A 25,820-nucleotide genomic window follows, 5' to 3' on the forward strand; every position below is an offset into this window, starting at 1 on the left:
GTTTGACTCAGTCAGAGATACCGCCGGTTCGAGGCTAGGGCACGAGGGTGGGGGGCGTCCATGCCGGGGCTAGGACCCGCTTGGGTGTACGGCCACCGCATCGACACCTGCGCTGCGCAACTTTCGAGCGAGCAACTCCGTTTCGGGGAGGGTTCCGCCGTATTCGGCGGCGAGGATCTGCTGCAGTACGACCCTGACGTCGGCCAGAGCGATTCCGAGCGTCTGCCGGAGTACGCGCATGGTGGTCGCTCGTTCGATCGGCGGCCGCAACCGCAGCATGGTCGGGCCGTGCGCGGTGAGCATCCGCTCGCGTGTGTCGGGCGGTATCTCCCGGCCGCATATGGCAGTCGCGCTTCCGCAGCTGGAGCACTCCACCTCGGTGTCCCAGCGCAACGAGCCGTCCTCCAGCAGCACTTGCACGCCGTGCCATTGGGCTACGGCTCCGCAGTCCCGGCAGGTGGTGGGCTCAGTGATGGACTGGTGGCAGGGGGTGGGGGGCATGGCGGTGGGTCTCCTGGGGCTTTCCCGGGGCTTTCCTGCGGAGTTTCCGGTGGCTGTTGGGCCGCCCGCTTCTTGGTCAGTGTCGTGCTTCCGTGGCCCGAGTAAAGGGCGCTCCGCTGTCGCTCCGCGTCGCCTTCGGCGATGACCCTTCGGGTCACCCTTGACCAGGGCCGTGGAAACACGGGTGAGAAGCGAGCGGGCGGCCGGGGGAAAGTGGCCGGCTTGGGTGGGTCGGGCCCTTGGGTGGGCTGCGTTCTGGGCCGGGGTGGTGGGGGCGCGGTCGCGCCTCGCCTGCACGCCGGGTGGGTTTGGCGGCTTGCGGTCGGTGGGTGCGGGTGGTGGGTGGTGGCGCGTCCCGACGCCGGCGCCCGCCCGCGCCCCCGCCTCCCGCGTCACATCGGCCCCACCGGTCACGTGCATGGGTGCGAGTGGAAGGAATGGGTCAGGTGGGGGTCGGGGAGGAGCGGGGTGGAGGGGTGTGGGTGGCCCAGAGCTTCCACTCTGTCTTTGTTGGAGTAGGCAGGGCGGACCGAGTTGCGGGGTGCTGCGGTGCTAGGCCCGCGGTACTCCGGAAGAGGCTCGGACCATCAGTTCTCCGCGTACCGTTGCGATTCCGCCGGGCGGGGGTTCCTCTCGGCCCATTGCGATGCGGCCCGCTCGGGCTCCGGCCTCGGAGAGGGGGAGGCGTACCGTCGTCAGGGACGGTACCGCGTCGAGGCTGAAGGGCAGGTCGTCGAAGCCCGCCACCGAGACGTCCTCGGGGATGCGGCGGCCGGAGTCGCGCAGGGCCGCGCAGGCGCCCAGGGCGACGGAGTCGTTCGCGGCCACCACCGCCGTCAGGGACGGGTCCCTGCGCAGCAGTTCGAGCGTCGCCTCGTAGCCCGACCGGCGGTCGTAGCGGCCGTGGACGGTCCAGCGTACGTCCTCCTCGATGCCCGCCGCCTCCAGCGCCGCCCGGTGTCCCTCCAGACGGTGGCGGGTCGTGGTCCGCTCCTCGGGGCCGGCGATGTAGCCGAGGCGGCGGTGGCCCAGGCCGATCAGGTGCTCGGTCAGTTGGCGGGCGCCGCCGCGGTTGTCGAAGGTGAGGGCGATGGCCTGGGTGTCGGGGGCCGGCGGGCGTCCGCACAGGACCACCCGTGTTCCGGCTTCCGTCAGTTTGCGGAGCTTGGCCGTCATGGTGGCCGCGTGCGGTTCGTCCTCCACCGCGCCGCCCGTCAGGATCACCGCCGCGGCCCGCTGCCGCTGGAGCAGGGTCAGATAGGTCAGTTCGCGCTCCGGGGAGCCTCCGGTGTTGCAGACGACCGCCAGCCTCTCGCCGCCCGCGCGGCCGCCGGGGCCGCCGATCTCGCCCTGGATCGCGCTCGCCATGATGCCGAAGAAGGGGTCCGCGATGTCGTTGACCAGGATGCCGACCAGGTCCGAGGTCGCCGCCGCGAGGGCACTCGCCGGGCCGTTGAGGACGTAGTCCAGCTCGTCGACCGCCCGCAGCACCCGCTCCCGCGTGGAGGCGGCCACGGGATAGTTGCCGTTCAGCACGCGCGACACCGTCGCGGGCGAGACCTGGGCGCGGGCCGCCACGTCCGCCAGGGTCACCGTCATCTCGTCGTCCTCCGGTCGCGCTTCTCGTCGTACGTCCACGTGCGGCGTACGTCGTCATACACAGGCCGCGCACGGGTCACGGTTCCACGGCCTCGGTTTTGTGCAGTTCGAGCAGACCTTACGGCCCAGGACCCCTCTTGTTCGCCCCCTCGAACAACTCGATGTGGACACGGCCTTGTCCGGACCATGGGTCAGAGGCTAGCTTCTCCTGTGGTAGAAAGCGCTTGCTGTGCGGTCTACCAGTAGTACCGGGGAAGGCAAGAGAAGACCGGTATCCAGGCGTCGAACGCCTACGAAGGGAATGACGTGACACGCAAGACCGTGCGTATCGCCATGAACGGCGTGACCGGGCGTATGGGTTACCGCCAGCACCTCGTCCGGTCGATCCTCGCCCTGCGCGACCAGGGTGGCCTCGACCTCGGCGACGGCACCGTGCTGTGGCCGGAACCGATCCTCGTCGGCCGCCGCGAGCACGCCCTGCGCGAGATCGCCGAGCGGCACGGGCTGGAGCACTGGTCGACGGACGCGGACGCGGTCCTCGCCGACCCGACCGTCGACATCTACTTCGACGCCCAGGTCACCTCCGCCCGCGAGGAGGCCATCAAGCGGGCCGTCGCCGCGGGCAAGCACATCTACACCGAGAAGCCCACCGCCACAGGGCTGGAGGGCGCCCTCGAACTCGCCCGCCTCGCCCATGAGAAGGGGATCAAGCACGGTGTCGTACAGGACAAGATCTTCCTGCCGGGGCTGCTCAAGCTGAAGCGGCTCATCGACTGCGGGTTCTTCGGGCGGATCCTGTCCGTCCGGGGCGAGTTCGGATACTGGGTCTTCGAGGGCGACTGGCAGTCCGCCCAGCGGCCCTCCTGGAACTACCGTGCCGAGGACGGCGGCGGCATCGTCGTCGACATGTTCCCGCACTGGGAGTATGTGCTGCACGAGCTCTTCGGGCGGGTTGTGACTGTGCAGGCGCTCGCCGCCACGCATGTTCCGCAGCGCTGGGACGAGGACGGCAAGCCCTACGACGCCACCGCTGACGACGCCGCCTACGGCATCTTCGAGCTGGAGGGCGGTGCCGTCGCCCAGATCAACTCCTCCTGGGCGGTGCGGGTCAACCGGGACGAACTCGTCGAGTTCCAGGTCGACGGGACGCAGGGGTCGGCCGTCGCCGGGCTGCGCAACTGCCGCGTCCAGCACCGGTCCGCCACCCCCAAGCCCGTGTGGGACCCGGACGTCCCCGCCACCGAGGTCTTCCGCGACCAGTGGCAGGAGGTGCCGGACAACGCCGAGTTCGACAACGGCTTCAAGGCGCAGTGGGAGCTGTTCCTCAAGCACGTGTACGCCGACGCGCCGTACCACTGGGACCTGCTCGCCGGAGCCCGTGGCGTCCAACTCGCCGAACTGGGCCTGAAGTCCTCGGCCGAGGGCCGCCGTCTCGACGTCCCGGAGATCTCGCTGTGACCATTCGACTCCCTGGTCCTGGTGGTCGGTTGCGGGCCTACGAGCCGCGTGCGGAGCCGCTCGCGCTCACCGGGGGTGCTGCCTTCACCTCCCGTACGGTCTTCTCTGCCGCGCATGTCGTCGCCGATCCGTTCGCCGACGTGTCGCCCGACTCGCCGGCTGCTGTCGACTGGGACGCCACCCTCGCCTTCCGCCGCCATCTGTGGTCCCACGGGCTGGGCGTCGCCGAGGCCATGGACACCGCCCAGCGCGGAATGGGACTGGACTGGGCGGGCGCCGCCGAGCTGATCCGGCGGTCCGCCGCCGAGGCGAAGGCAGTCGGCGGGCGCATCGCCTGCGGAGTCGGCACCGATCAGATCGCCGGCGGGTCACTCGTGGAGATCCGCGCGGCGTACGAGGAGCAGCTCGCGCTCGTCGAGGAGTCCGGGGCGCAGGCGATCCTGATGGCCTCGCGGGCGCTGGCGGCGGCCGCCGAAGGGCCCGAGGACTACCAGGAGGTGTACGGCCATCTCCTGCGGCAGGCCTCCGAACCGGTGATCCTGCACTGGCTCGGGCCGATGTTCGACCCGGCGCTGGAGGGCTACTGGGGGTCGGCCGATCTCGACGCCGCCACCGGCACCTTCCTGGAGGTCATCGCCGCGCACCCGGACAAGGTCGACGGAATCAAGGTCTCTCTGCTGGACGCCCAGCGGGAGATCGATCTGCGCCGCCGGCTCCCGCAGGGGGTGCGCTGCTACACCGGCGACGACTTCAACTACCCCGAACTGATCGCGGGCGACGAGAAGGGCTTCAGTCACGCACTGCTCGGCATCTTCGACCCGCTCGGTCCCCTGGCGGTGGAGGCGGTCCGGGTCCTCGACACGGGCGACCGGGCCGGGTTCCGTGCGCTGCTCGACCCGACCGTCGAGTTGTCCCGCCACCTCTTCCGGACCCCGACCCGCTTCTACAAGACCGGGGTCGTCTTCCTGGCCTGGCTCGCGGGGCACCAGGCGCACTTCACGATGGTCGGCGGCCTCCAGTCGGCCCGCTCCCTGCCGCACTTCGCCCGCGCCTACGAACTCGCCGACGGCCTCGGTCTGTTCCCGGACCCGAAGCTTGCGGAGGAGCGGATGAAGAGTCTGCTCTGTCTGTACGGGGTGAACCAGTGACCGGTCTTGAGCGTTTCAGCATCAACCAGATGACCGTGAAGCAACTGTCGATGCCCGAACTGGTCGACGCCTGCCGCGAGCTGGGCATCGGCAACGTCGGCCTGTGGCGGGACCCCGTGCAGACGTACGGCCTGGAGGAGACCGCGAAGCTCGTCCGTGACGCGGGTCTGACGGTGACCACCCTGTGCCGGGGCGGCTTCTTCACGGACATCGACCCGGACGCGCGTGCCGTCGCCCTTGCCGACAACCGCCGTGCCGTCGACGAGGCGGCCGCGCTCGGCACGGACACCCTGGTGCTGGTCTCGGGCGGCCTCCCGGCCGGCTCCCGGGACCTGCACGGCGCCCGCGAGCGCATCGCGGACGCGCTCGCGGAGCTGGGCCCGTACGCGGAGTCCCGGGGTGTACGGCTGGCCATCGAGGCCCTCCACCCGATGTACGCCTCCGACCGCTGTGTGGTCTCCACCCTCGCCCAGGCCCTGGCCCTCGCGGAACGCTTCCCCGCGCACCAGGTGGGCGTCACGGTGGACACCTACCACATCTGGTGGGACGACTCGGCGCCCGCGCAGATCGAGCGGGCGGGCGCGGGCGGCCGTATCCACAGCTTCCAACTCGCCGACTGGACCACCCCGTTGCCGGAGGGCGTCCTCAACGGACGCGGGCAGCTCGGGGACGGCTCGATCGACATGCGGGAGTGGACGCGGTACGTGGAGGCGGCCGGCTACACCGGTCCCATCGAGGTCGAGCTGTTCAACGAGGAGCTGTGGGCACGGGACGGACGAGAGGTCCTCGCGGAGACGGCGGCGCGGTTCATTGAACACGTGTTCCCATCAGCACGTGGCCGACGTGTGGCGCCCCTCGGCTGAAAAAATCTTGGAATTCCCGTACAACCCTTCTCCCACCTGCCGTGTCGTACGTGGCATCAGGGCTTCTGGAGGGGGATCCGGGGGGATCGCGGGGGTTCTGATACGGAGGGGAAGAGCCGAGGGGGCCCGGTCGACGGACCGGGCCCCCTCGAAGCTGTCCGGCGCCTGCTGAAGTGTCCGGCGCCTTCTCTCAGAGCCTCGCGACCTCTTCTGCCGTCGGGAACGACTCCTGTGCGCCCCGCCTCGTCACGGCGGCGGCTCCCACGCGGGCCGCGTAGGCCGCCGCCTCCGTGAGGGAGGCGCCCGTCCCCAGGCGCCAGGCCAGTGCCGCGGTGAACGCGTCGCCCGCGCCGGTGGTGTCCACGGCGGCGACCTTCACCGACGGGACACGCGCCACGCCCTGGGTGTCGGCCACCAGCGCGCCCTCCGCGCCCAGCGTCAGGACCACCGACCGCGGACCCTTCGCCAGCAGCAGCCGCGCCCAGTCCTCGGGCTTCTCGCTCACGCAGGCGTCCCCCAGGACGACCTTCGCCTCGTGCTCGTTCACGATCAGCGGGTCACAGGCGGCCAGCACCTCGGCCGGGAGGGGGCGCGACGGGGAGGGGTTCAGGACGAAGCGGCTGTCGGGGGCGAGGCTGCGTACGACTTCCACGACCGTCTCCAGCGGGATCTCCAGCTGCGCCGACACCACCCGGGAGGCGTGGAAGAGGCTCCCCGCGGCCCGCACGTCCGTCGGCGTCAGCCGACCGTTGGCACCCGGTGACACCACGATGCTGTTGTCCCCGGACGGGTCCACCGTGATCAGCGCGACCCCGGTTGGCGCGCCGCCGACCAGCACCCCCACCGTGTCGACACCGGCCGCCCGCTGGGACTCCAGGAGCAGCCGCCCGTGGGCGTCGTCCCCGACCCGGGCCAGCAGGGCCGTACGGGCCCCGAGCCGGGCGGCCGCGACCGCCTGGTTGGCGCCCTTGCCGCCGGGGTGGACGGCCAGGTCTCCGCCGAGCACCGTCTCTCCGGCGCCGGGACGCCGCTCGACACCTATCACCAGGTCGGCGTTGGCCGATCCCACGACCAGGAGGTCGTAGTCGTACATGTGAGGGCTCCTGTCCTGACTGTTCCGACTGTTCCGACTGTCACGACTGTTACGACTGTTACGACGAAGAGCGCGGTACCTCGGACGTGGATAGCGCGCCTGCACTTCCCGCCCGTTGCCCGCGGGCTTCCCGGACTGTCACAGGCCCCCTGTAGCGTCGGATCATGTCCAATCAGGCGGGGGCTGCCCAGCCCGGGGAGCGGCGATCGGCCACGCTGGAAGGCGTGCTCGAACGGATCACGTATGCCAATGAGGAGAACGGCTACACGGTCGCCCGGGTCGACACCGGCAGAGGCGCCGGCGATCTCCTCACCGTCGTCGGCGCGCTGCTCGGCGCCCAGGTCGGCGAGTCCCTGCGCATGGAGGGCCGCTGGGGCTCTCATCCCCAGTACGGCAAGCAGTTCACCGTCGAGAACTACACGACGGTCCTGCCGGCCACGGTCCAGGGCATCCGGCGCTACCTCGGATCCGGGCTGGTCAAGGGCATCGGACCGGTCTTCGCCGACCGCATCACCCAGCACTTCGGCATCGACACCCTGCGGATCATCGAGGAGGAGCCCAAGCGGCTGATCGAGGTCCCCGGCCTGGGGCCCAAGCGGACCAGGAAGATCGCCGACGCCTGGGAGGAGCAGAAGGCGATCAAGGAGGTCATGCTCTTCCTGCAGACGGTGGAGGTCTCGACGTCCATCGCGGTGCGCATCTACAAGAAGTACGGCGACGCCTCGATCTCGGTCGTGAAGAACCAGCCGTACCGACTGGCCGCCGACGTCTGGGGCATCGGCTTCCTCACCGCCGACAAGATCGCCCAGTCCGTCGGCATCCCGCACGACAGCCCGGAGCGCGTCAAGGCCGGGCTGCAGTACGCGCTCTCGCAATCCGCCGACCAGGGGAACTGCTATCTGCCCGAGGAGCGGCTCATCGCCGACGCGGTGAAGCTGCTGCAGGTCGACACCGGGCTGGTCATCGAGTGCCTCGCCGAGCTGGCGGAGCCGCCCGAGGACGGGTCCGATCCCGGTGTCGTACGGGAGAAGGTCCCGGGCCCGGACGGCGGCGAGCCCGTCACCGCCGTCTACCTCGTCCCCTTCCACCGCGCCGAACTCTCCCTCGCCGCCCAGCTGTTGCGCCTGCTGCGCACCGACGAGGACCGGATGCCGGGCTTCCGGGACGTGACCTGGGAGAAGGCGCTGGGCTGGCTGAAGTCCCGTACCGGCGCCGAACTCGCCCCGGAGCAGGAGGCCGCGGTCAGGCTGGCGCTGACCGAGAAGGTCGCCGTCCTGACCGGCGGGCCCGGCTGCGGCAAGTCCTTCACGGTCCGCTCGATCGTGGAGCTGGCCCGCGCCAAGAAGGCCAGGGTCGTGCTCGCCGCGCCCACCGGCCGGGCCGCCAAGCGCCTGGCCGAGCTGACCGGAGCGGAGGCGTCCACCGTCCACCGGCTCCTCGAACTCAAGCCGGGCGGCGACGCGGCGTACGACAAGGACCGTCCGCTGGAGGCCGACCTGGTGGTGGTGGACGAGGCCTCCATGCTGGACCTGCTGCTCGCCAACAAGCTGGTCAAGGCGGTGGCTCCGGGGGCCCATCTGCTGTTCGTGGGGGACGTGGACCAACTGCCCAGCGTGGGCGCGGGCGAGGTGCTGAGGGATCTGCTGGCCGACCGCAGCCCGATCCCGGCGGTCCGTCTGACCCGGGTCTTCCGTCAGGCGCAGCAGTCAGGGGTGGTGACCAACGCGCACCGGATCAACGCGGGGCAGCATCCGCTCACCGACGGCATGAAGGACTTCTTCCTCTTCGTCGAGGACGACACGGAGGAGGCGGGGCGGCTCACCGTGGATGTGGCGGCCCGGCGCGTGCCGGCCAAGTTCGGGCTCGACCCGCGCCGGGACGTCCAGGTCCTGGCGCCCATGCACCGCGGCCCCGCGGGCGCCGGCACGCTCAACGGCCTGCTCCAGCAGGCCATCACGCCCGGCCGCCCCGACCTGTCCGAGAAGCGGTTCGGCGGCCGGGTGTTCCGTGTCGGCGACAAGGTCACCCAGATTCGCAACAATTACGAGAAGGGCAAGAACGGTGTCTTCAACGGCACCGTGGGCGTGGTCACCTCGCTCGACCCGGTCGACCAGCGCCTCACGGTGCTGACGGACGAGGACGAGGAGGTTCCGTACGAATTCGACGAGCTGGACGAACTGGCGCATGCGTATGCGGTGACCATCCACCGCTCGCAGGGCAGTGAGTATCCGGCGGTGGTGATCCCGGTCACCACGGGTGCCTGGATGATGCTGCAGCGCAACCTGCTCTACACGGCGGTCACGCGCGCCAAGAAGCTGGTCGTCCTCGTCGGTTCACGCAAGGCGATCGGTCAGGCGGTGCGCACGGTGTCGGCCGGGCGACGCTGTACGGCACTGGACTTCCGGCTCGATCCCAAAAAATGATCGATCAAATGAGTCGCGAAGGTCACAGAGCACTTCCAGATGGGGAAACAACCGGGCAGGATGAGCAGGTTGGCGGCACTGAGTGCCGCCAGTAGGCCCAATGGTCGACCCCGAGTGCACTCTCCTGAGCCAAATGGGGGATGGTAGAGACAGTCAGGGCACCTCGAAGATGAGGCACTACGTCGGTGAGGGAAGACGTGAGCGACAACTCTGTAGTACTGCGGTACGGCGACGGCGAGTACACCTACCCGGTGATCGACAGCACCGTCGGCGACAAGGGCTTCGACATCGGGAAGCTCCGCGCCCAGACCGGTCTGGTGACTCTGGACAGCGGCTACGGCAACACCGCCGCCTATAAATCCGCGATCACCTACCTCGACGGCGAGGCGGGCATCCTCCGGTACCGCGGCTACCCGATCGAGCAGCTGGCCGAGCGCTCCACCTTCCTCGAGGTGGCCTATCTGCTGATCAACGGTGAGCTGCCGACCATCGACGAGCTCACCTCCTTCCAGAACGACATCACGCAGCACACCCTGCTGCACGAGGACGTCAAGAACTTCTACAAGGGCTTCCCGCGCGACGCCCACCCGATGGCGATGCTGTCGTCGGTCGTCTCGGCGCTGTCCACCTTCTACCAGGACAGCCACAACCCGTTCGACGAGAAGCAGCGCAACCTCTCGACGATCCGCCTGCTCGCCAAGCTCCCGACGATCGCGGCCTACGCGTACAAGAAGTCGATCGGTCACCCGTTCGTCTACCCGCGCAACGACCTCGGCTACGTCGAGAACTTCCTCCGTATGACCTTCTCGGTCCCGGCGCAGGACTACGACCTGGACCCGGTCGTCGTCTCCGCGCTCGACAAGCTGCTCATCCTGCACGCCGACCACGAGCAGAACTGCTCGACGTCGACGGTTCGCCTGGTCGGCTCGTCGCAGGCGAACATGTTCGCGTCGATCTCGGCCGGCATCTCCGCCCTGTGGGGCCCGCTGCACGGCGGCGCCAACCAGTCCGTCCTGGAGATGCTGGAGGGCATCCAGGTGAACGGCGGCGACGTCGACTCCTTCATCCGCAAGGTGAAGAACAAGGAGGACGGCGTCCGCCTGATGGGCTTCGGCCACCGGGTGTACAAGTCCTTCGACCCGCGCGCCAAGATCATCAAGGCCGCCGCGCACGACGTCCTCTCCGCCCTCGGCAAGTCCGACGAGCTGCTGGACATCGCGCTGAAGCTGGAGGAGCACGCGCTCTCCGACGACTACTTCGTCTCGCGCAACCTCTACCCGAACGTCGACTTCTACACCGGTCTGATCTACCGGGCCATGGGCTTCCCGACCGAGATGTTCACGGTCCTGTTCGCCCTCGGCCGGCTGCCGGGCTGGATCGCCCAGTGGCACGAGATGATCAAGGAGCCGGGCTCCCGCATCGGCCGCCCGCGCCAGATCTACACGGGCGTGGTGGAGCGCGACTTCATCCCGGTCGAGGAACGCTGACACCTGCCGGTGGGGGGCGCCGGTTCGCTGGTGCCCCTGCTGCTGGGTGAAAGCAAAAAAGACAGACAGAAGGCGCCCTGGAGCGTCGGTCCCCCCACGGGCCGACGACCAGGGCGCCTTCCCATGTCCCGGTGCGGATTCCCCCCACGGGATCCGGCCGGGCGCTTGCGAGGTCAGCGCCTGAATCGCTGATTGAGCACAACGAGCAGAACTCGCCGTACCCGGTCGTGCTCCAGTGATGCGGTGCGATCTGCCGGGACCCGTACCGATCGGGAGGGCCGCTCAAAGCTTCCCGAAGTACGCGCCCCGGCAACGCATTTCTGAGGAAGTCCCCCAAGACATCCCCAGATGCCGTCCAACGCCCCCCAAGACGCTGTACGACATCGCCAACTTAGACCTTCGAACCCCTTCGATGGTTACGTTCACATCACTGTGATCTGCGTCTCTTGCATATGTCCGTTAGATACGCAAGAGCCCCGATACGACGATCGAAGCCCAAGCGTAAGGATGATGCGCGAGCCTTGTGAAGAGCTTATGTGAGGCGCGCGTTGGACTCTAGGGGGACTCTTACTTCGACTTGGCCGTACTGTCGGTAACTTCAGCGGAACGTACGGAGACGGAGGCTGTTCGTCACCACGAACACCGACGAGAAGGCCATCGCCGCCCCCGCGATCATCGGATTCAGCAGCCCGGCCGCGGCCAGCGGCAGCGCGGCGACGTTGTAGCCGAACGCCCACACCAGGTTGCCCTTGATCGTGCTCAGTGTCCGCCGCGACAGCCGGATCGCATCCGCGGCCACCCGCAGATCCCCCCGCACCAGCGTCAGATCGCCCGCCTCGATCGCCGCGTCCGTACCGGTGCCCATCGCAAGACCCAGATCGGCGGTGGCGAGCGCGGCCGCGTCGTTGACGCCGTCACCCACCATGGCGACCGTCCGTCCCTCGCCCTGCAGCCGTCGTACGACCGCCACCTTGTCCTCGGGCAGCACCTCGGCGATCACCTCGTCGATCCCCACGGCACGCGCCACCGTCTCGGCCACCGCCCGGTTGTCCCCGGTGAGCAGCACCGGCGTGAGTCCGAGCGCGCGCAGCTCGCGCACCGCCTCCGCGCTGGTCTGCTTGACCGCGTCGGCGACGGCGAGAACACCGCGGGCCGTTCCGTCCCAGCCGACCACGACGGCCGTACGACCGCCCTTCTCGGCCTCGTCCCGGGCGCGGGCCACGTCCTCCGGAAGCGTCTCGAAAAGGCGGCCCACGGCCACCTCATGGCCCGCCACGCGCCCGCGCACGCCCCGCCCGGGGACGTTCTCGAAGTGCTCGACGTCCGGCAGCGTCCCGACACGCTTCTCGGCACCCGCCGCGACCGCCCGGGCGACCGGGTGCTCGGAGGCGTGCTCCAGGGCGCCCGCGAGCCGCAGCAGCTCCTTCTCGTCGGTGCCCTCGGCGGCGTACACCTCCTGGAGGGTCATCCGGCCGGTGGTGACCGTGCCGGTCTTGTCCAGGACGACCGTGTCGACGCGGCGCGTGGACTCCAGGACCTCCGGGCCCTTGATCAGGATGCCGAGCTGGGCGCCCCGGCCGGTGCCGACCATCAGCGCGGTCGGCGTGGCCAGGCCCAGCGCGCACGGGCAGGCGATGATCAGCACGGCGACGGCCGCGGTGAAGGCGGCCACGCTGTCCCCGGTGACGCCGAGCCACACGCCGAACGTACCCAGCGCGATGAGGATGACCACCGGCACGAACACCGCCGAGACCCGGTCGGCCAGCCGCTGCACCTCCGCCTTGCCGTTCTGCGCGTCCTCCACCAGCTTCGCCATCCGCGAGAGCTGGGTGTCCGCGCCGACCCGGGTCGCCTCGACGACCAGCCGGCCCCCGGCGTTGACCGTCGCGCCCGTCACGGTGGAGCCGACCGACACGTCCACCGGCACCGACTCGCCGGTCAGCATGGCGGCGTCGACCGCGGACACGCCCTCGACCACGGTGCCGTCGGTGGCGATCTTCTCGCCGGGCCGTACGACGAACCGGTCGCCGACCGCCAGGGAGGCCACCGGAACGCGCACCTCACGGCCGTCCCGCAGGACGGCGACGTCCTTGGCGCCCAGCTCCATCAGCGCCCGCAGCGCCGCCCCGGCGCGCCGCTTGGAGCGGGCCTCCAGATAGCGGCCGAGCAGGATCAGCGCGACGACTCCGGCGGCGACCTCCAGGTAGATGGTGGATGCGCCGTCCATGCGGGAGACGGTGAACCGGAACTCGTCGTGCATGCCCGCCATGCCCGCGTCGCCGAAGAACAGCGCCCACAGCGACCAGCCGAACGCGGCCAGCGTGCCGACCGAGACGAGCGTGTCCATGGTGGCGGCGCCGTGCCGGGCGTTGGTCCAGGCCGCGCGGTGGAAGGGCAGGCCGCCCCATACGACGACCGGGGCCGCGAGGGTGAGCGAGAGCCACTGCCAGTTGTCGAATTGCAGCGCCGGGACCATGGCCAGCAGCACCACCGGGGCGGCGAGCAGGGCGGAGACCAGCAGACGGTGACGGAGGGCGGTGAGTTCGGGGTCCGCCTCGGGCGCTTCCGCGTTCTCGGGCCCGGCCTCGGGTTCGGGGCGCGGCGGTGGGGGCTCCTCGGCCGTGTACCCCGTCTTCACCACGGTGGCGATCAGATCGGCGACCTGCACGCCTTCGGCGTACGAGACCTTCGCCTTCTCCGTCGCGTAGTTCACCGTGGCGGTGACCCCGTCCATCCGGTTGAGCTTCTTCTCGACCCGGGCGGCGCAGGAGGCGCAGGTCATCCCTCCGATGACGAGCTCGACCTCGGCGGTCCCGGTGTGTATCGGCGTATCCGTGGTGCTGCTGGTCGTATCTGTGGTGCTGCTGGTCATGTCCGGACTCCAGACATCGGACCGGACCGTACGGAAGCCAGTATCAGCTGGTCGGTACGGCCCGGTCGGAGGTGAAAGGTTTCGGGCCCCGCTCGCTGTGCCGGGCCCGGAAGGTCAGGCCTTGCCGACGAGCTCGAAGCCGGCCTCGTCGACGGCGGCGCGGACGGCCTCCTCGTCGAGCGGGGCGGCGGAGACCACAGTGACCTCGCCGGTGGAGGCGACGGCCTTCACCGAGTCGACGCCGGGGATCTGGGAGATCTCACTGGAGACGGAGCCCTCGCAGTGTCCGCAGCTCATCCCGCTCACCTTGTAGACGGTGGTGACGGAGCCCGGGGTGTCGGTCTGGGTGGTCATGTTGTTGCTCCTCGTCGAGGCGTGTGAGGCCGGTGGGGCCCACGATGAGGCCCTCATTTCTCAGACTATACCCCTAGGGGGTATTTCTCCAAGAGGTGTCCCGGCGTGCCAGCGTGCCCGCCCAGCCGACGCCGAGCAGCGACACGAGCGCCAGACCGCCGATCGAGAAGAGCGCGAAGAGGTGGTCCCGCACCTCGGTGGGCGCGGGGAGGTACCCCTGGGCGAGCGGCTGCCGGTCCGGTCCGGTGTCGACCAGACGGGCCACGATCCAGGCCGCAGCGCCGTGCGTGGAGTCCCACAGGGTGTGCAGCAGGCAGACGCCCGCGTAGGCGGCGACGACCGGGGAGACGAACCGGAAGCGGCCGTTCGGGCGGCGGTGGGAGAGCAGGACGGCGCCCGTGATCGCCGTCCACAGGCCGTGCCCGAAGGGCGTCACCACCCCGCGCAGGAGTTCGGTTTCGAGCAGTGCGCGCAGATCGACGCCGTCGGCGGCGACGGCCGCGTCGAAGGCGTAGCCGACGCTCTCCAGCGCCGCGAAGCCGAGACCGACGGCCGCGCCGAGCACCATCCCGGCCCGGGTGCCGCGGATCCCCGGCTGCCGGCGCAGCACGAACACCAGCGCGCCGAGCTTCGCCGCCTCCTCGATCAGTGCGACGCCGACGAACAGCGACAGGGAGGGGCGGAGCAGGTGGTGCTCCATCACCGACGCGCCGAGCACGCCGAGTGCGCCGCCGGCCAGGAGGCAGCCGAGGATCGCGCTGACCCCCAGGTCGCGGCTGTGCCGCTCATAGGCCCAGAGCACGAAGGTGACGGGGACGAGGAAGCCGCCGAGCAGGATCAGGGTGGGCAGCAGCGCGAAGCTCCTCGTCGCGTACGTCACCAGCGCGGTCGGCACCCACAGGCCGAGCCCGCCGGCCAGGCAGCGCCGCCACAGACCGGCGCGGATGCGGGGGTAGGGCGGTGGGGGCTGCTTGGGGCCGGGGATGCGGGCGCGGGGTGCGCCGGGCGGCGGAGAGTGGGTCACGGCAAGTCCCCTCGTGCTCCTGCTGGCTGAGGCGATTCATCCGCACCTTAAGCAGATGTGCCTTGTGCCGCAGGCCGAGGGGAATGCAGTGAATGCGGCCGTCTGGTGGGATGTGTGCCTTGTCGCGGTCCGGAGTGCGTGGGGTGCGCCGGGTGTGCGGAGTGCGCGGGGGTGCGCCCTATGTCGCTGCCCGGCGGCTGTCGCTGACGCCGAGTCGGCTGCCGACCAGGGGCTCCAGATAGCGGATGAGGACGTTCTTCACTTCCTGGATGTACGCCTCGCGCTGCGCACCCTCATGGGTGAGGACCAGCTCCAGGCCCGCCTTGTAGATGCCGAGGCAGATCTGCGCCGTGCGCGTGACGTCGGCCGGGGGCGTGTCGGGGAGGTACGAGGAGATCAGCCCCTCGATGCGGCCGACGAGGGTGGAGTGCAGCGCGTCGTGCTGCTCGGCCATCCGGCCGGGGATGTCGGGGCCGTGCATGAGCGCGAAGAAGACGGGGTGCTCGGTGTTGAAGGCCATGAAGCGGTCGACGGCCGCGGAGACGGCCTCCTCCAGCGGAGTGTCGGGGCCGACCGGCGCGAGCGCCTCGCCGTAGGTCTCCCGCATCTCGTGCATGAGCCGGTCGCCCAGTTCGATCGCGATCGCTTCCTTGTTCGGGAAGAACTGGTAGAGCGTGCCCGGTGAGACGCGCGCCTCGCGGGCGATGGCGTTGGTGCTGGACGCCGTGTAGCCGGTCGTGCAGAAGACGGAGGCCGCGGCCTCCAGCAACTGGGCGATGCGCCGCTCGCCGCGGGCCTGGCGGCGGCGCGGCTGCTCCTTGCCCTGTTCCTTCCCCGGCTTTTCGGGCACGGCTTATCCCCAGCTTCCGAGCGTGATTGACAAACGCGAGTGCTCGCTCGCATTCTGGAGAAACGCGAGCGATCTCTCGTGTTTGTCAGTCTATGGCAATGACCGATCCATGCTGCCTGCCTGCGTACAGCACGGGTCACGGTGAAGGGGACACCGCACGATGACCGAAGTCAACAGGCCGCCCCGGGTCGGAGGGTGGACCCGCTTCGTGACCGCCCGGCCGCGGCTGTCGCTGCTCGCGGCCCTGGTGCTCACCGTGCTCGCGGTGCTGGCCGGCAGCGGCGTCGCCGACCGCCTCGGCAGCGGCGGCTGGGAGGACCCGAACGCCGAGTCCACCTATGCGACCAAGGCGCTGGAGCGCGAGTTCCCCGACTCCCAGCCCAACCTCCTGCTCCTCGTCGACTCCGGCCGGGCCTCGGTCGACGATCCGGCGGTCGCCGCCCAGGCCCGCACCCTCGTCGAGCGCCTGTCCGGTGAGAAGGGCGTCGTGGGCGTCGGCTCCTACTGGCAGGCCGATCCTTCGGCGGCTCCGGCCCTGCGCGCCAAGGACGGCCACGAGGCGCTGATAGCCGCCCGCATCACGGGCGACGAGAAGGCGATGGGCGACACCCTGGACCGCATCGCGCCCCACTACCGCGGGGCGCACGGTCCGGTGAAGGTCAAGGTCGGCGGCATCGTCGCCGTACGGCACGAGATGCAGACGATCATCAAGGAGGACCTGGCCCGGGCCGAGCTGATCGCCCTTCCGGTGACACTCCTGCTGCTGGTGATGGTCTTCGGCAGCGCCGTTGCGGCCCTGCTGCCGCTGGGCATCGGCATCGTCGCCATCCTGGGGACGAACGCGGTGCTGCGCGGCCTGACGGAGCTCACCGACGTCTCCGTCTTCGCGCTGAACCTCACCACGGCCTTGGGCCTCGGCCTCGCCATCGACTACGCACTCTTCATCGTCCGCCGCTTCCGCGAGGAACTGTCCACGGGCGCCGATCCGTTGACGGCCGTCGGCACCACCCTGCGCACGGCAGGGCGCACCGTGCTCTTCTCCGCGCTCACGGTCGCGGTGTCCCTGGCGGCGATGCTGCTCTTCCCGCAGTACTTCCTGCGCTCCTTCGCCTACGCGGGCATAGCGGTCGTGCTGCTGGCCGCCGCGGCCGCCCTGATCCTGCTTCCTGCCGCGCTGATGCTGCTCGGCCACCGGGTGAACTCCCTCGACCTGCGCCGACTGTTCCGCCGCGGCCGGGAGCCGAAGGTCTCGGGCGAGGAAGGCACGGCCTGGTCGCGCACCGCGACGCTGGTGATGCGCCGCGCCCCGTTCTTCGCCCTCGGCACCACGGCGCTCCTGATCCTCCTCGGACTGCCGTTCCTGGGCGTGAAGTTCGGCACGGCGGACGACCGCCAGCTGCCGTCGGGCGCCGAGTCCCACGTCGTGCAGCAGCACGTCCGGGACGGCTTCCCCGGCAGCCCCGGCGGCGGACTCGAGGTGCTGGCCGAGGGGAAGGCGACCAAGGCGCAGTACGCCGCGTACGCGCAGCGGGTCTCCGTCCTGCCGGAGGTGGCACGGGTCGACGGCCCGCTGGTGAAGGGCGACTCGGCGTACTTCACGGTGCTGCCGAGGGGCGAGGCCGTCGACGACGCGGCCCAGAGCCTGGTGGGTGACCTGCGCGCCATGGACGCCCCGTTCGACACCAAGGTGACCGGCACGGCCGCCGTCCTGGTCGACTCCAAGCACGCGATAGCCGAGCGCCTGCCGTGGGCGGCCGCGTTCATCGCGATCGTCACCCTGTTCCTGGTCTTCCTGCTCACCGGCAGCGTGCTGATACCGGTCCAGGCCGTGGTGCTCAACGCGCTCAGCCTGACGGCGATGTTCGGTGCGGTGGTCTGGGTCTTCCAGGACGGCCATCTCTCCGGCCCGCTCGGCTTCACCAGCCCCGGCTCCATCGAGACGACCCTGCCGGTCCTGATGTTCTGTGTGGCCTTCGGTCTCTCCATGGACTACGGCGTGTTCCTGCTCTCCCGCATCAAGGAGGAGCACGACCGCACGGGCGACCACAACGAGGCGGTGCGACACGGGTTGCAGCGCACGGGCGGGCTGATCACCGCGGCGGCGGTCATCCTGGCCGTGGTGATGGTCGCGATCGGCACCTCCCGGGTGACCAACACCAAGATGCTCGGCCTGGGCATCGCGCTCGCCGTCGTGATGGACGCGATGGTCGTGCGCAGCCTGCTGGTCCCGGCGATCATGCGCCTGACCGGCCGCGCCACTTGGTGGGCGCCGGGTCCGCTGCGCCGCTTCCACCAGCGGTTCGGACTGAGCGAGGGAGAGTCGGCCGCGCCCACCGAGGCGGACGAGGAGAAGGAGGCCGCGACGGTGTGACCGGCGGGGGTGTTCTGCGAAGCTGTGGCACATGAGAGCCGTGGTGTTCGAGCAGTACGGGGAGCCGGCCGAGGTGCGGGAGGTGCCCGACCCGGAGCCCGCCGAGCACGCGGTCGTGGTCCGGGTCGAGGCCACCGGGCTGTGCCGCAGTGACTGGCACGGCTGGATGGGGCACGACCCGGACATCCGGCTCCCGCACGTGCCGGGGCACGAACTCGCCGGTGTCGTCGAGGCGGTGGGCCCCCGGGTGACCGGGTGGCGCCCCGGCGACCGAGTCACCGTGCCCTTCGTCTGCGCGTGCGGCAGCTGCCCCGCCTGCGCTGCGGGCGACCAGCAGGTGTGCGAGCGGCAGACCCAGCCGGGCTTCCACCACTGGGGCTCCTTCGCCCAGTACGTGGCGCTCGACCACGCCGATGTGAACCTGGTCGCGGTCCCGGACGGCATGTCCTTCGCCACCGCGGCCTCCCTGGGCTGCCGCTTCGCGACCGCCTTCCGCGCGGTGGTCCAGCAGGGCCGGGTGTCGGCGGGGGAGTGGGTCGCGGTGCACGGCTGCGGGGGCGTGGGCCTGTCGGCGGTGATGATCGCCGCGGCGTCGGGAGCCCGGGTGGTCGCCGTCGACGTGTCACCCCAAGCCCTGGACCTGGCGCGGAAGTTCGGCGCGGCGCAGTGCGTGGACGCGATGCAGGTGCCGGACACGGCGGCGGCCGTCCTCGACCTCACCTCGGGCGGCGCCCACCTCTCCCTCGACGCGCTCGGCTCCCCGTCCACCTGCGCCGCCTCGGTGAACGGTCTGCGCCGCCGCGGCCGCCATGTCCAGGTCGGCCTCCTGCCCTCCCCGGACGGTACGACCCCGGTCCCCATGGCCCGCGCGATCGCCCTGGAACTCGAACTCCTCGGCAGCCACGGCATGGCCGCGCACACCTACCCGGCGATGCTGGAGCTGGTCCGCGCAGGAGTCCTCCGCCCCGACCTGCTGGTCACCTCGACGATCCCACTGGACGCGGCCCCGGCCGCACTCGCGGCGATGGACACGGCACCGGGCGCGGGCGTCACGGTCGTCGAACCCTGGAGCTGAGCCGGAAGAGGTGCCCGTGTCGCCGGTGTCCCACGCCGGCGGGACACCGGGCGCGTCGGGCGGGTTCAGGCCTGTCTGCGCCCGCGGTTGCCGGGCCGAGAGGCGACCCAGGCCCGCACGGTGTCGGCGTACCAATAGGGCTTGCCGCCCTCCACATGGTCGGGCGGGGGCAGCAGCCCGTGCTTGCGGTAGGACCGCACGGTGTCGGGCTGGACGCGGATGTGGGCCGCGATCTCCTTGTAGGACCAGAGCCGTCGGTCGGTCATGAGCTGCACCTCCGTGCGCGCACCGCGGGGGCGGCCGGGGACGGCCGTCGGGGGAGCCGGGCGCTTCGCTGGCGATCACCAAGCCTGTGCACGGTCAACGACGCAAAGTGAGCAACGGGCAGTGCCTGTCGGCCGAGTGTGACCGAGGGCCCGCGTACGCGTGACGTATGTGACACGCGGGAGGTGTTTGTGACACGGCCGTGGCAAAGCCACACGCCGACACTGGTCCGAATGTCCGGACAAACCATTGACAGGGCTCTGGTTACGGGACTACAAACCGGGGGAGAGCCGTGACGAAGGGAAACCGATGGCGTACGACCTGATCACCATGGGGCGGATCGGAGTGGACCTCTATCCGCTGCAGACAGGTGTTCCACTCGCCCAGGTGTCGTCCTTCGGCAAGTTCCTCGGCGGGTCGGCCACCAACGTCGCCGTCGCCGCGGCCCGCCTGGGCCGGAGCACCGCCGTCGTCACCCGCACCGGTGACGATGCCTTCGGCGCCTATCTGCACGAGGCCCTGCGCGGCTTCGGAGTCGACGACCGCTGGGTCACCCCGGTCTCCGGACTGCCCACGCCGGTCACCTTCTGCGAGATCTTCCCGCCGGACGACTTCCCGCTCTACTTCTACCGCCAGCCCAAGGCGCCCGACCTGGAGATCGACGCCCATGAGCTGGACCTCGACGCCATCCGCGAGGCGGGCATCTTCTGGGTCACCGGTACGGGACTGAGCGAGGAACCCAGCCGTACGGCGACGCTGGCGGCCCTCGCGCACCGGGCCAAGTCCGGTACGACGGTCTTCGACCTCGACTGGCGCCCCATGTTCTGGCAGGACCCAGACAGCGCCCGCCCCTTCTACGCCGAGGCCCTGCGCCACACCACGGTCGCCGTGGGCAACCTGGACGAGGTGGAGGTCGCCACCGGCGTGCGTGAGCCGCACGCCGCCGCCCGCGCGCTCCTCGACGCCGGGGTCGAACTCGCCGTCGTCAAGCAGGGACCGAAGGGCGTCCTCGCCGTGAACCGGGAGGGCGAGTCGGCCGAGGTCCCGCCGCTCCCGGTCGACGTCCTCAACGGACTCGGCGCCGGTGACGCCTTCGGCGGCTCGCTCTGCCACGGCCTGCTGGCCGGCTGGGACCTGGAGAAGATCATGCGGCACGCCAACGCGGCCGGCGCGATCGTCGCCTCCCGGCTGGAGTGCTCCTCCGCGATGCCCACCCAGGACGAGGTGGCCGCCGCCCTCGCTGCGGGAGCGGTGCTGTGAGGGCCGGCAAGGTGGGCGGCGCCCACCACGAGGGCGGGGCGGGCATCGGGCACGCGCGCGTGGACGTCTCCGCGCTGGTACACACCCGTACCCACCACCCCGAGGCGATCGCCGAGGCCGCCGTCCGCCGCGCCCGTCGGCCCCTCCTCAACGAGGACGGCCGGCTGATGATCGTCGCCGCCGACCACCCGGCCCGCGGCGCCCTCGGTGTCGGCGACCGCAGACTGGCCATGGCCAACCGCGCCGACCTGCTCGAACGCCTCTGCCTCGCGCTGTCGCGGCCCGGGGTCGACGGCGTGCTCGCCACCGCCGACATCCTCGACGACCTGCTGCTGCTCGGCGCACTCGACCACAAGGTCGTCATGGGCTCGATGAACCGCGGCGGTCTGCAGGGCGCGTCCTTCGAGATGGACGACCGCTTCACCGGCCACCGCCCCGAGGACATCCAGCGGCTGGGCTTCGACGCGGGCAAGCTGCTGCTGCGCATCGACTACGACGACCCGGGCTCCCTGACCACCCTGGAGTCCACCGCCCGGGTCATCGACGACATGGCCGCCCGCCGGCTCCCGGTCTTCGTGGAGCCGTTCATCAGCCGCCGCACCCCGGACGGGAAGGTGACGAACGACCTGTCCGCCGAGGCGGTCACCAGGTCCATCGCCATCGCCTCGGGCCTGGGCGGCAGCTCGGCCTACACCTGGCTGAAGGTGCCGGTCACCGACAACCCCGACGACATGGCCCGGGTCATGGAGACCTCCACGCTCCCCGCGGTACTGCTGGGCGGCGAGGTCGGGGACGACCAGGAGGCGGCGTACGAGAAGTGGCGCGGCGCCCTCCAACTGCCCACCGTGCGGGGCCTGGTGGTGGGACGTTCACTGCTGTACCCGGCGGACGGCGATGTGGCCGCCGCCGTGGACACCGCCGTAGGACTGCTGTGAGGGGGCCATATGACCAGCAATGACCTGCACCTCCGCAAGGGCTCGACCGCGGGCGCCCAGTATGTCGTCGACATCGATCCCAAACGGGCCGGATGGACGTACAGCAGTCTGCGCATCGTCGAGCTGGAGCCCGGCGGCACGCATATCTTCACCACCGGTGACAGCGAGTGGATCGTGCTTCCGCTGGAAGGCGGATGTACCGTCCGGACAGAGGGAAACGAGTTCCAACTCCTGGGCAGGGAAAGCGTGTTCGGCGGAGCCTCCGACTTCGCCTACGCCCCCCGTGACGCCCGGGTCCAGATCGCCTCCGGCGCGGGAGGCCGCTTCGCCCTGGCAGGAGCGAAGTGCGAGCGACGACTCCCCGCCCGCTACGGCCCCGCGCCGGAGGTCCCCGTCGAGGTGCGCGGCAGTGGCAACTGCTCGCGCCGCGTCCGCAACTTCGCCTCGGCCGACTCCTTCGACTGCGACCGGCTGATCGCCGTCGAGGTGATCACACCCGGCGGCAACTGGTCCTCGTACCCGCCGCACAAGCACGACGAACACCGGCCCGGCGAGGAGTCGGAGCTGGAGGAGATCTACTACTTCGAGATCGACGGCCCGAACGGTTTCGGCTATCAGCGCGTATTCCCCTCCCGTGAGGGCGGAACCGACGTCCTCGCCGAGGTCCGCTCCGGCGACGCCGTCCTCGTCCCCGACGGATGGCACGGACCGTCGATCGCCCAGCCCGGGCACGACATGTACTACCTGAACGTCATGTCCGGTCCGGGTGAGACGCGGGAGTGGCGGATCTGCTTCCATCCGGCCCACCTAGAAAGTACAGAGGGTTACCGATGACCTCAACGACGAGGCTCACGGTCGCGCAGGCGCTAGTCCGCTTCCTGGCCGCGCAGTACACGGAGCGGGACGGCGTACGCCGCCGGCTGATCGACGCCACCTGGGGCATCTTCGGCCACGGCAACGTCGCCGGAATCGGCCAGGCGCTCATCGAGTACGGCGGCGACATGCCGTACCACCAGGGCCGCAACGAGCAGTCCATGGTGCATGCGGCGGTCGGCTACGCACGTCAGTCCAACCGCCTGTCCACGCACGCGGTGACGACCTCCATCGGCCCCGGCGCCACCAACCTCGTGACCGGCGCCGCCCTGGCCACCGTCAATCACCTCCCCGTCCTGCTCCTGCCCGGCGACGTCTTCGCCACCCGCCCCGCCGACCCGGTCCTGCAGCAGCTCGAAGTCCCGTACGCGGGCGACGTGTCGGTCAACGACTGTCTGCGCCCGGTGTCGAAGTACTTCGACCGGATCACCCGGCCCGAGGTCCTGATCCCGGCCGCCCTCCAGGCCATGCGCGTGCTGGCCGACCCGGTCGAGACCGGCGCCGTCACCCTCGCCCTCCCGCAGGACGTGCAGGCGGAGGCGTACGACTGGCCGGACGAGTTCTTCGCCGAGCGCGTGTGGACCGTACGGCGGCCGGGCCCCGACCCGGTCGAACTCGCCGAGGCCGTGCAGGCGATCCGGGCGGCGCGGCGGCCGCTGGTGATCGCGGGCGGCGGGGTCCACCACAGCCGTGCCGAGGACGCACTCGCCGAGTTCGCCGCTGCCACCCGCATCCCGGTCGCCTCCACCCAGGCCGGCAAGGGCTCCCTGTGCTGGGACCACCCCCAGGACGTCGGCGGCGTCGGCCACACCGGCACCGCGACCGCCGACGAACTCGCCCGCACCGCCGACCTGGTGATCGGCGTGGGCACCCGGTACACCGACTTCACCACCGCCTCCGGCACCCTCTTCGCCCACCCGGACGTGCGCTTCCTCAACCTCAACGTCGCGCCCTTCGACGGCCACAAGCTCTCCGGCACGCCCTTGCTCGCGGACGCCCGCAGCAGCCTGGAGGAGCTGACCGAGGCACTGGAGCTGCACGCCCACCGGGTGTCCGACGCGTACGCCACGGAGTACACCGAGGACAAGGAGCGCTGGGAGCAGCGCGTCGACGCCTGCTACGAGGCCGACGAGCCGGACGTACGGCCGACGCAGCCGCAGGTGCTGGGCGCGCTGGACGGGATAGTCGACGAGACGGACGTGATCATCAACGCGGCCGGTTCGCTCCCCGGCGACCTGCACAAGCTGTGGCGGTCGCGGTCGCGGGACCAGTACCACCTGGAGTACGGCTACTCCTGCATGGGCTATGAGATCCCGGCCGCGATCGGTGTGAAGCTCGCCGCCCCCGACCGGCCCGTGTGGGCGCTGGTCGGCGACGGGACGTATCTGATGATGCCGACGGAGATCGTGACCGCCGTGCAGGAGGGCGTCGCGATCAAGCTGCTGCTCGTGCAGAACCACGGGTACGCCTCGATCGGCGGGCTGTCCGAGACGGTGGGCGGCGAGCGGTTCGGCACCGCCTACCGCTTCCAGGCCGAGGACGGCACCTACACGGGCGCCCCGCTGCCCGTCGACCTGGCCGCCAACGCGGCCAGCCTCGGCATGCGCGTGCTGCGCGCGAAGACCGTCGGTGACCTGCGCACGGCACTCGCCGAGGCGCGGGCCGCCGACACTCCCACTTGTGTCTACGTGGAGACCGAAACCGCAGACACTGTGTCGGGCGCGCCTCCGGCGCAGGCCTGGTGGGATGTTCCTGTGGCCGAGACCGCGACCCGATCCTCCGCGGTCAAGGCACGTGAGCTGTACGAACGGCACGTCTCTACCCGACGCCGCCATCTGTGAAGGAGTAACCGGGCATGACGAAGATCGTCAACCACTGGATCGGCGGTAAGACCGTCGAAGGCGCGTCGGGTTCGTACGGGCCGGTCACGGACCCGGCGACCGGCGCGGTCACCACCAAGGTCGCGTTCGCCTCCGTGGACGAGGTCGACGCGGCGGTGGCCGCCGCCAAGGACGCCTACGCCACCTGGGGCCAGTCCTCGCTGGCCCAGCGCACCACGATCCTGTTCAAGTTCCGCGCGCTGCTCGACGCCCACCGCGACGAGATCGCCGAGCTGATCACCGCCGAGCACGGCAAGGTGCACAGCGACGCCCTCGGCGAGGTGGCCCGCGGCCTGGAGATCGTCGACCTGGCCTGCGGCATCAACGTGCAGCTGAAGGGCGAGCTGTCGACGCAGGTCGCCAGCCGCGTCGACGTGGCCTCGATCCGGCAGCCGCTGGGTGTCGTCGCGGGCATCACGCCGTTCAACTTCCCGGCGATGGTTCCGATGTGGATGTTCCCGATCGCGATCGCGTGCGGCAACACCTTCGTGCTGAAGCCGTCCGAGAAGGACCCGTCGGCCTCCCTGAAGATCGCCGAGCTGCTGGCCGAGGCCGGTCTGCCGGACGGCGTCTTCAACGTCGTCCACGGCGACAAGGTGGCCGTGGACCGCCTGCTGGAGCACCCGGACGTCAAGGCCGTCTCCTTCGTCGGCTCGACCCCGATCGCCCGCTACATCCACACCACCGCCTCCGCCAACGGCAAGCGCGTCCAGGCGCTGGGCGGCGCCAAGAACCACATGCTGGTCCTCCCCGACGCCGACCTCGACGCGGCCGCCGACGCCGCCGTGTCCGCGGCCTACGGTTCCGCGGGCGAGCGCTGCATGGCGATCTCCGCGGTCGTCGCGGTCGGCTCCATCGGCGACGACCTGGTGGAGAAGATCCGCGAGCGCGCCGAGAAGATCAAGATCGGCCCCGGCAACGACCCGGCCTCCGAGATGGGCCCGCTGATCACCAAGGTGCACCGCGACAAGGTGGCCTCCTACGTGGAGGGCGCCGCGGCCGAGGGCGCCGAGGTGGTCCTCGATGGCACCGGTTACACCGTGGACGGTTTCGAGGACGGCCACTGGCTCGGCATCTCGCTGCTCGACAAGGTGCCGACCAGCGCCAAGGCCTACCAGGACGAGATCTTCGGCCCGGTGCTGTGCGTGCTGCGCGTCGACACCTACGAGGAGGGCGTGGCCCTCATCAACGCCTCGCCGTTCGGCAACGGCACCGCGATCTTCACCCGGGACGGCGGCGCGGCCCGTCGCTTCCAGCTGGAGATCGAGGCCGGCATGGTCGGCGTGAACGTGCCGATCCCGGTGCCGGTGGGCTACCACTCCTTCGGTGGCTGGAAGGATTCGCTCTTCGGCGACCACCACATCTACGGCAACGACGGCACGCATTTCTACACCCGCGGCAAGGTCGTCACCACGCGCTGGCCCGACCCGGCCGACGCCCCGGCGGGCGTGGACCTGGGCTTCCCGCGCAATCACTGAGCCCGTACGGCG

Annotated in this window: 20 protein-coding genes; 12 read left to right on the forward strand and 8 right to left on the reverse strand. The window is 70.5% G+C overall.

Annotation, left to right across the window (positions count from 1 at the left end; all coding sequences use genetic code 11):
• Nucleotides 1-69 precede the first annotated feature (69 nt).
• Nucleotides 70-501, reverse strand: coding sequence for a hypothetical protein (locus ACZ4EG_RS01435; RefSeq protein ID WP_467789131.1), 432 nt, complete (start codon nt 499-501; stop codon nt 70-72).
• Nucleotides 502-1,053: 552 nt separating this feature from the next.
• Nucleotides 1,054-2,100, reverse strand: coding sequence for a LacI family DNA-binding transcriptional regulator (locus ACZ4EG_RS01440; RefSeq protein WP_467789132.1), 1,047 nt, complete (start codon nt 2,098-2,100; stop codon nt 1,054-1,056).
• Nucleotides 2,101-2,406: 306 nt separating this feature from the next.
• Here ACZ4EG_RS01440 and ACZ4EG_RS01445 point away from each other — a divergent pair, with 306 nt between their 5' ends.
• Genes ACZ4EG_RS01445 through ACZ4EG_RS01455 form a run of 3 tightly spaced genes read left to right on the forward strand, consistent with a single transcriptional unit; the run spans nt 2,407 to nt 5,569 of the window.
• Nucleotides 2,407-3,558: a Gfo/Idh/MocA family protein gene (locus ACZ4EG_RS01445; protein WP_467789133.1), complete on the forward strand. Its 1,152-nt coding sequence runs from the start codon at nt 2,407-2,409 to the stop codon at nt 3,556-3,558.
• Complete coding sequence (locus tag ACZ4EG_RS01450) at nt 3,555-4,706, forward strand: dihydrodipicolinate synthase family protein (protein ID WP_467789134.1); 1,152 nt, start codon at nt 3,555-3,557, stop codon at nt 4,704-4,706. The genes ACZ4EG_RS01445 and ACZ4EG_RS01450 overlap by 4 nt, the downstream gene beginning before the upstream one ends.
• A gap of 29 nt (nt 4,707-4,735) precedes the next feature.
• The gene (locus ACZ4EG_RS01455; protein ID WP_467789135.1) at nt 4,736-5,569 is read left to right on the forward strand and encodes a sugar phosphate isomerase/epimerase family protein; all 834 of its coding nucleotides are present in this window, start codon (nt 4,736-4,738) and stop codon (nt 5,567-5,569) included.
• 190 nt (nt 5,570-5,759) lie between these two features.
• On the opposite strand, the gene ACZ4EG_RS01460 is transcribed toward ACZ4EG_RS01455, so the two are convergent.
• Nucleotides 5,760-6,662, reverse strand: a complete 903-nt coding sequence (locus ACZ4EG_RS01460) for a ribokinase (protein ID WP_467789136.1) — start codon at nt 6,660-6,662, stop codon at nt 5,760-5,762.
• Nucleotides 6,663-6,826: 164 nt separating this feature from the next.
• Here ACZ4EG_RS01460 and recD2 point away from each other — a divergent pair, with 164 nt between their 5' ends.
• Complete coding sequence (gene recD2 / locus ACZ4EG_RS01465; protein ID WP_467789137.1) at nt 6,827-9,085, forward strand: SF1B family DNA helicase RecD2; 2,259 nt, start codon at nt 6,827-6,829, stop codon at nt 9,083-9,085.
• A 197-nt stretch (nt 9,086-9,282) separates the two neighbouring features.
• Entirely contained in the window at nt 9,283-10,572 is a 1,290-nt protein-coding gene (locus ACZ4EG_RS01470; protein WP_390730372.1) for a citrate synthase, read from the forward strand.
• 598 nt (nt 10,573-11,170) lie between these two features.
• Here the strand turns inward: ACZ4EG_RS01470 and ACZ4EG_RS01475 are convergent.
• From ACZ4EG_RS01475 to ACZ4EG_RS01490, 4 genes are all read right to left on the reverse strand, one after another.
• Nucleotides 11,171-13,444 carry a heavy metal translocating P-type ATPase gene (locus tag ACZ4EG_RS01475; protein WP_467789138.1) on the reverse strand — a complete coding sequence of 758 codons (2,274 nt, stop codon included), beginning with the start codon at nt 13,442-13,444 and terminating at the stop codon, nt 11,171-11,173.
• 114 nt (nt 13,445-13,558) lie between these two features.
• Nucleotides 13,559-13,798 (reverse strand): heavy-metal-associated domain-containing protein, encoded by a 240-nt coding sequence (locus ACZ4EG_RS01480; RefSeq protein WP_453552555.1) that lies wholly within the window; start codon nt 13,796-13,798, stop codon nt 13,559-13,561.
• Nucleotides 13,799-13,871: 73 nt separating this feature from the next.
• Nucleotides 13,872-14,822 (reverse strand): PrsW family intramembrane metalloprotease, encoded by a 951-nt coding sequence (locus ACZ4EG_RS01485; RefSeq protein WP_467789139.1) that lies wholly within the window; start codon nt 14,820-14,822, stop codon nt 13,872-13,874.
• Nucleotides 14,823-15,000: 178 nt separating this feature from the next.
• Nucleotides 15,001-15,672 carry a TetR/AcrR family transcriptional regulator gene (locus ACZ4EG_RS01490; RefSeq protein WP_467789140.1) on the reverse strand — a complete coding sequence of 224 codons (672 nt, stop codon included), beginning with the start codon at nt 15,670-15,672 and terminating at the stop codon, nt 15,001-15,003.
• Between the two features lie 160 nt (nt 15,673-15,832).
• Here ACZ4EG_RS01490 and ACZ4EG_RS01495 point away from each other — a divergent pair, with 160 nt between their 5' ends.
• A complete protein-coding gene (locus ACZ4EG_RS01495) occupies nt 15,833-18,043 on the forward strand; it encodes an MMPL family transporter (protein WP_467789141.1) in 2,211 nt (736 codons plus the stop codon).
• 31 nt (nt 18,044-18,074) lie between these two features.
• Nucleotides 18,075-19,118 (forward strand): zinc-dependent alcohol dehydrogenase family protein, encoded by a 1,044-nt coding sequence (locus ACZ4EG_RS01500; RefSeq protein ID WP_467789142.1) that lies wholly within the window; start codon nt 18,075-18,077, stop codon nt 19,116-19,118.
• 65 nt (nt 19,119-19,183) lie between these two features.
• Here ACZ4EG_RS01500 and ACZ4EG_RS01505 read toward each other — a convergent pair whose 3' ends face one another.
• Entirely contained in the window at nt 19,184-19,384 is a 201-nt protein-coding gene (locus tag ACZ4EG_RS01505; protein ID WP_263208920.1) for a helix-turn-helix transcriptional regulator, read from the reverse strand.
• A 307-nt stretch (nt 19,385-19,691) separates the two neighbouring features.
• On the opposite strand from ACZ4EG_RS01505, the gene iolC reads away from it, so the two are divergent.
• From iolC to mmsA, 5 genes are read left to right on the forward strand one after another with little or no spacing between them, the layout of a single operon-like run.
• Nucleotides 19,692-20,642 (forward strand): 5-dehydro-2-deoxygluconokinase, encoded by a 951-nt coding sequence (gene iolC / locus ACZ4EG_RS01510; RefSeq protein ID WP_467789143.1) that lies wholly within the window; start codon nt 19,692-19,694, stop codon nt 20,640-20,642.
• A gap of 59 nt (nt 20,643-20,701) precedes the next feature.
• Complete coding sequence (locus ACZ4EG_RS01515) at nt 20,702-21,577, forward strand: Cgl0159 family (beta/alpha)8-fold protein (protein WP_467789458.1); 876 nt, start codon at nt 20,702-20,704, stop codon at nt 21,575-21,577.
• Nucleotides 21,578-21,586: 9 nt separating this feature from the next.
• Nucleotides 21,587-22,411: a 5-deoxy-glucuronate isomerase gene (iolB, locus tag ACZ4EG_RS01520; RefSeq protein WP_467789144.1), complete on the forward strand. Its 825-nt coding sequence runs from the start codon at nt 21,587-21,589 to the stop codon at nt 22,409-22,411.
• The gene (gene iolD, locus ACZ4EG_RS01525) at nt 22,408-24,291 is read left to right on the forward strand and encodes a 3D-(3,5/4)-trihydroxycyclohexane-1,2-dione acylhydrolase (decyclizing) (protein ID WP_467789145.1); all 1,884 of its coding nucleotides are present in this window, start codon (nt 22,408-22,410) and stop codon (nt 24,289-24,291) included. Before iolB ends, iolD begins: the two co-directional genes overlap by 4 nt.
• Before the next feature lie 14 nt (nt 24,292-24,305).
• The gene (gene mmsA, locus ACZ4EG_RS01530; protein WP_467789146.1) at nt 24,306-25,808 is read left to right on the forward strand and encodes a CoA-acylating methylmalonate-semialdehyde dehydrogenase; all 1,503 of its coding nucleotides are present in this window, start codon (nt 24,306-24,308) and stop codon (nt 25,806-25,808) included.
• The last annotated feature ends 12 nt before the right edge of the window (nt 25,809-25,820 follow it).

Source organism: Streptomyces sp. NPDC025638, from assembly GCF_055558775.1.

What these genes read in the sequence shown, in the direction of transcription:
- ACZ4EG_RS01435 (WP_467789131.1), bottom strand. Translation starts at nt 501, where the DNA reads ATGCCCCCCACCCCCTGCCACCAGTCCATCACTGAGCCCACCACCTGC.
- ACZ4EG_RS01440 (WP_467789132.1), bottom strand. Translation starts at nt 2,100, where the DNA reads ATGACGGTGACCCTGGCGGACGTGGCGGCCCGCGCCCAGGTCTCGCCC.
- ACZ4EG_RS01455 (WP_467789135.1), top strand. Translation starts at nt 4,736, where the DNA reads ATGACCGTGAAGCAACTGTCGATGCCCGAACTGGTCGACGCCTGCCGC.
- ACZ4EG_RS01460 (WP_467789136.1), bottom strand. Translation starts at nt 6,662, where the DNA reads ATGTACGACTACGACCTCCTGGTCGTGGGATCGGCCAACGCCGACCTG.
- recD2 (WP_467789137.1), top strand. Translation starts at nt 6,827, where the DNA reads ATGTCCAATCAGGCGGGGGCTGCCCAGCCCGGGGAGCGGCGATCGGCC.
- ACZ4EG_RS01475 (WP_467789138.1), bottom strand. Translation starts at nt 13,444, where the DNA reads ATGACCAGCAGCACCACAGATACGACCAGCAGCACCACGGATACGCCG.
- ACZ4EG_RS01480 (WP_453552555.1), bottom strand. Translation starts at nt 13,798, where the DNA reads ATGACCACCCAGACCGACACCCCGGGCTCCGTCACCACCGTCTACAAG.
- ACZ4EG_RS01495 (WP_467789141.1), top strand. Translation starts at nt 15,833, where the DNA reads ATGACCGAAGTCAACAGGCCGCCCCGGGTCGGAGGGTGGACCCGCTTC.
- ACZ4EG_RS01500 (WP_467789142.1), top strand. Translation starts at nt 18,075, where the DNA reads ATGAGAGCCGTGGTGTTCGAGCAGTACGGGGAGCCGGCCGAGGTGCGG.
- ACZ4EG_RS01505 (WP_263208920.1), bottom strand. Translation starts at nt 19,384, where the DNA reads ATGACCGACCGACGGCTCTGGTCCTACAAGGAGATCGCGGCCCACATC.
- iolC (WP_467789143.1), top strand. Translation starts at nt 19,692, where the DNA reads ATGGCGTACGACCTGATCACCATGGGGCGGATCGGAGTGGACCTCTAT.
- iolB (WP_467789144.1), top strand. Translation starts at nt 21,587, where the DNA reads ATGACCAGCAATGACCTGCACCTCCGCAAGGGCTCGACCGCGGGCGCC.
- iolD (WP_467789145.1), top strand. Translation starts at nt 22,408, where the DNA reads ATGACCTCAACGACGAGGCTCACGGTCGCGCAGGCGCTAGTCCGCTTC.
- mmsA (WP_467789146.1), top strand. Translation starts at nt 24,306, where the DNA reads ATGACGAAGATCGTCAACCACTGGATCGGCGGTAAGACCGTCGAAGGC.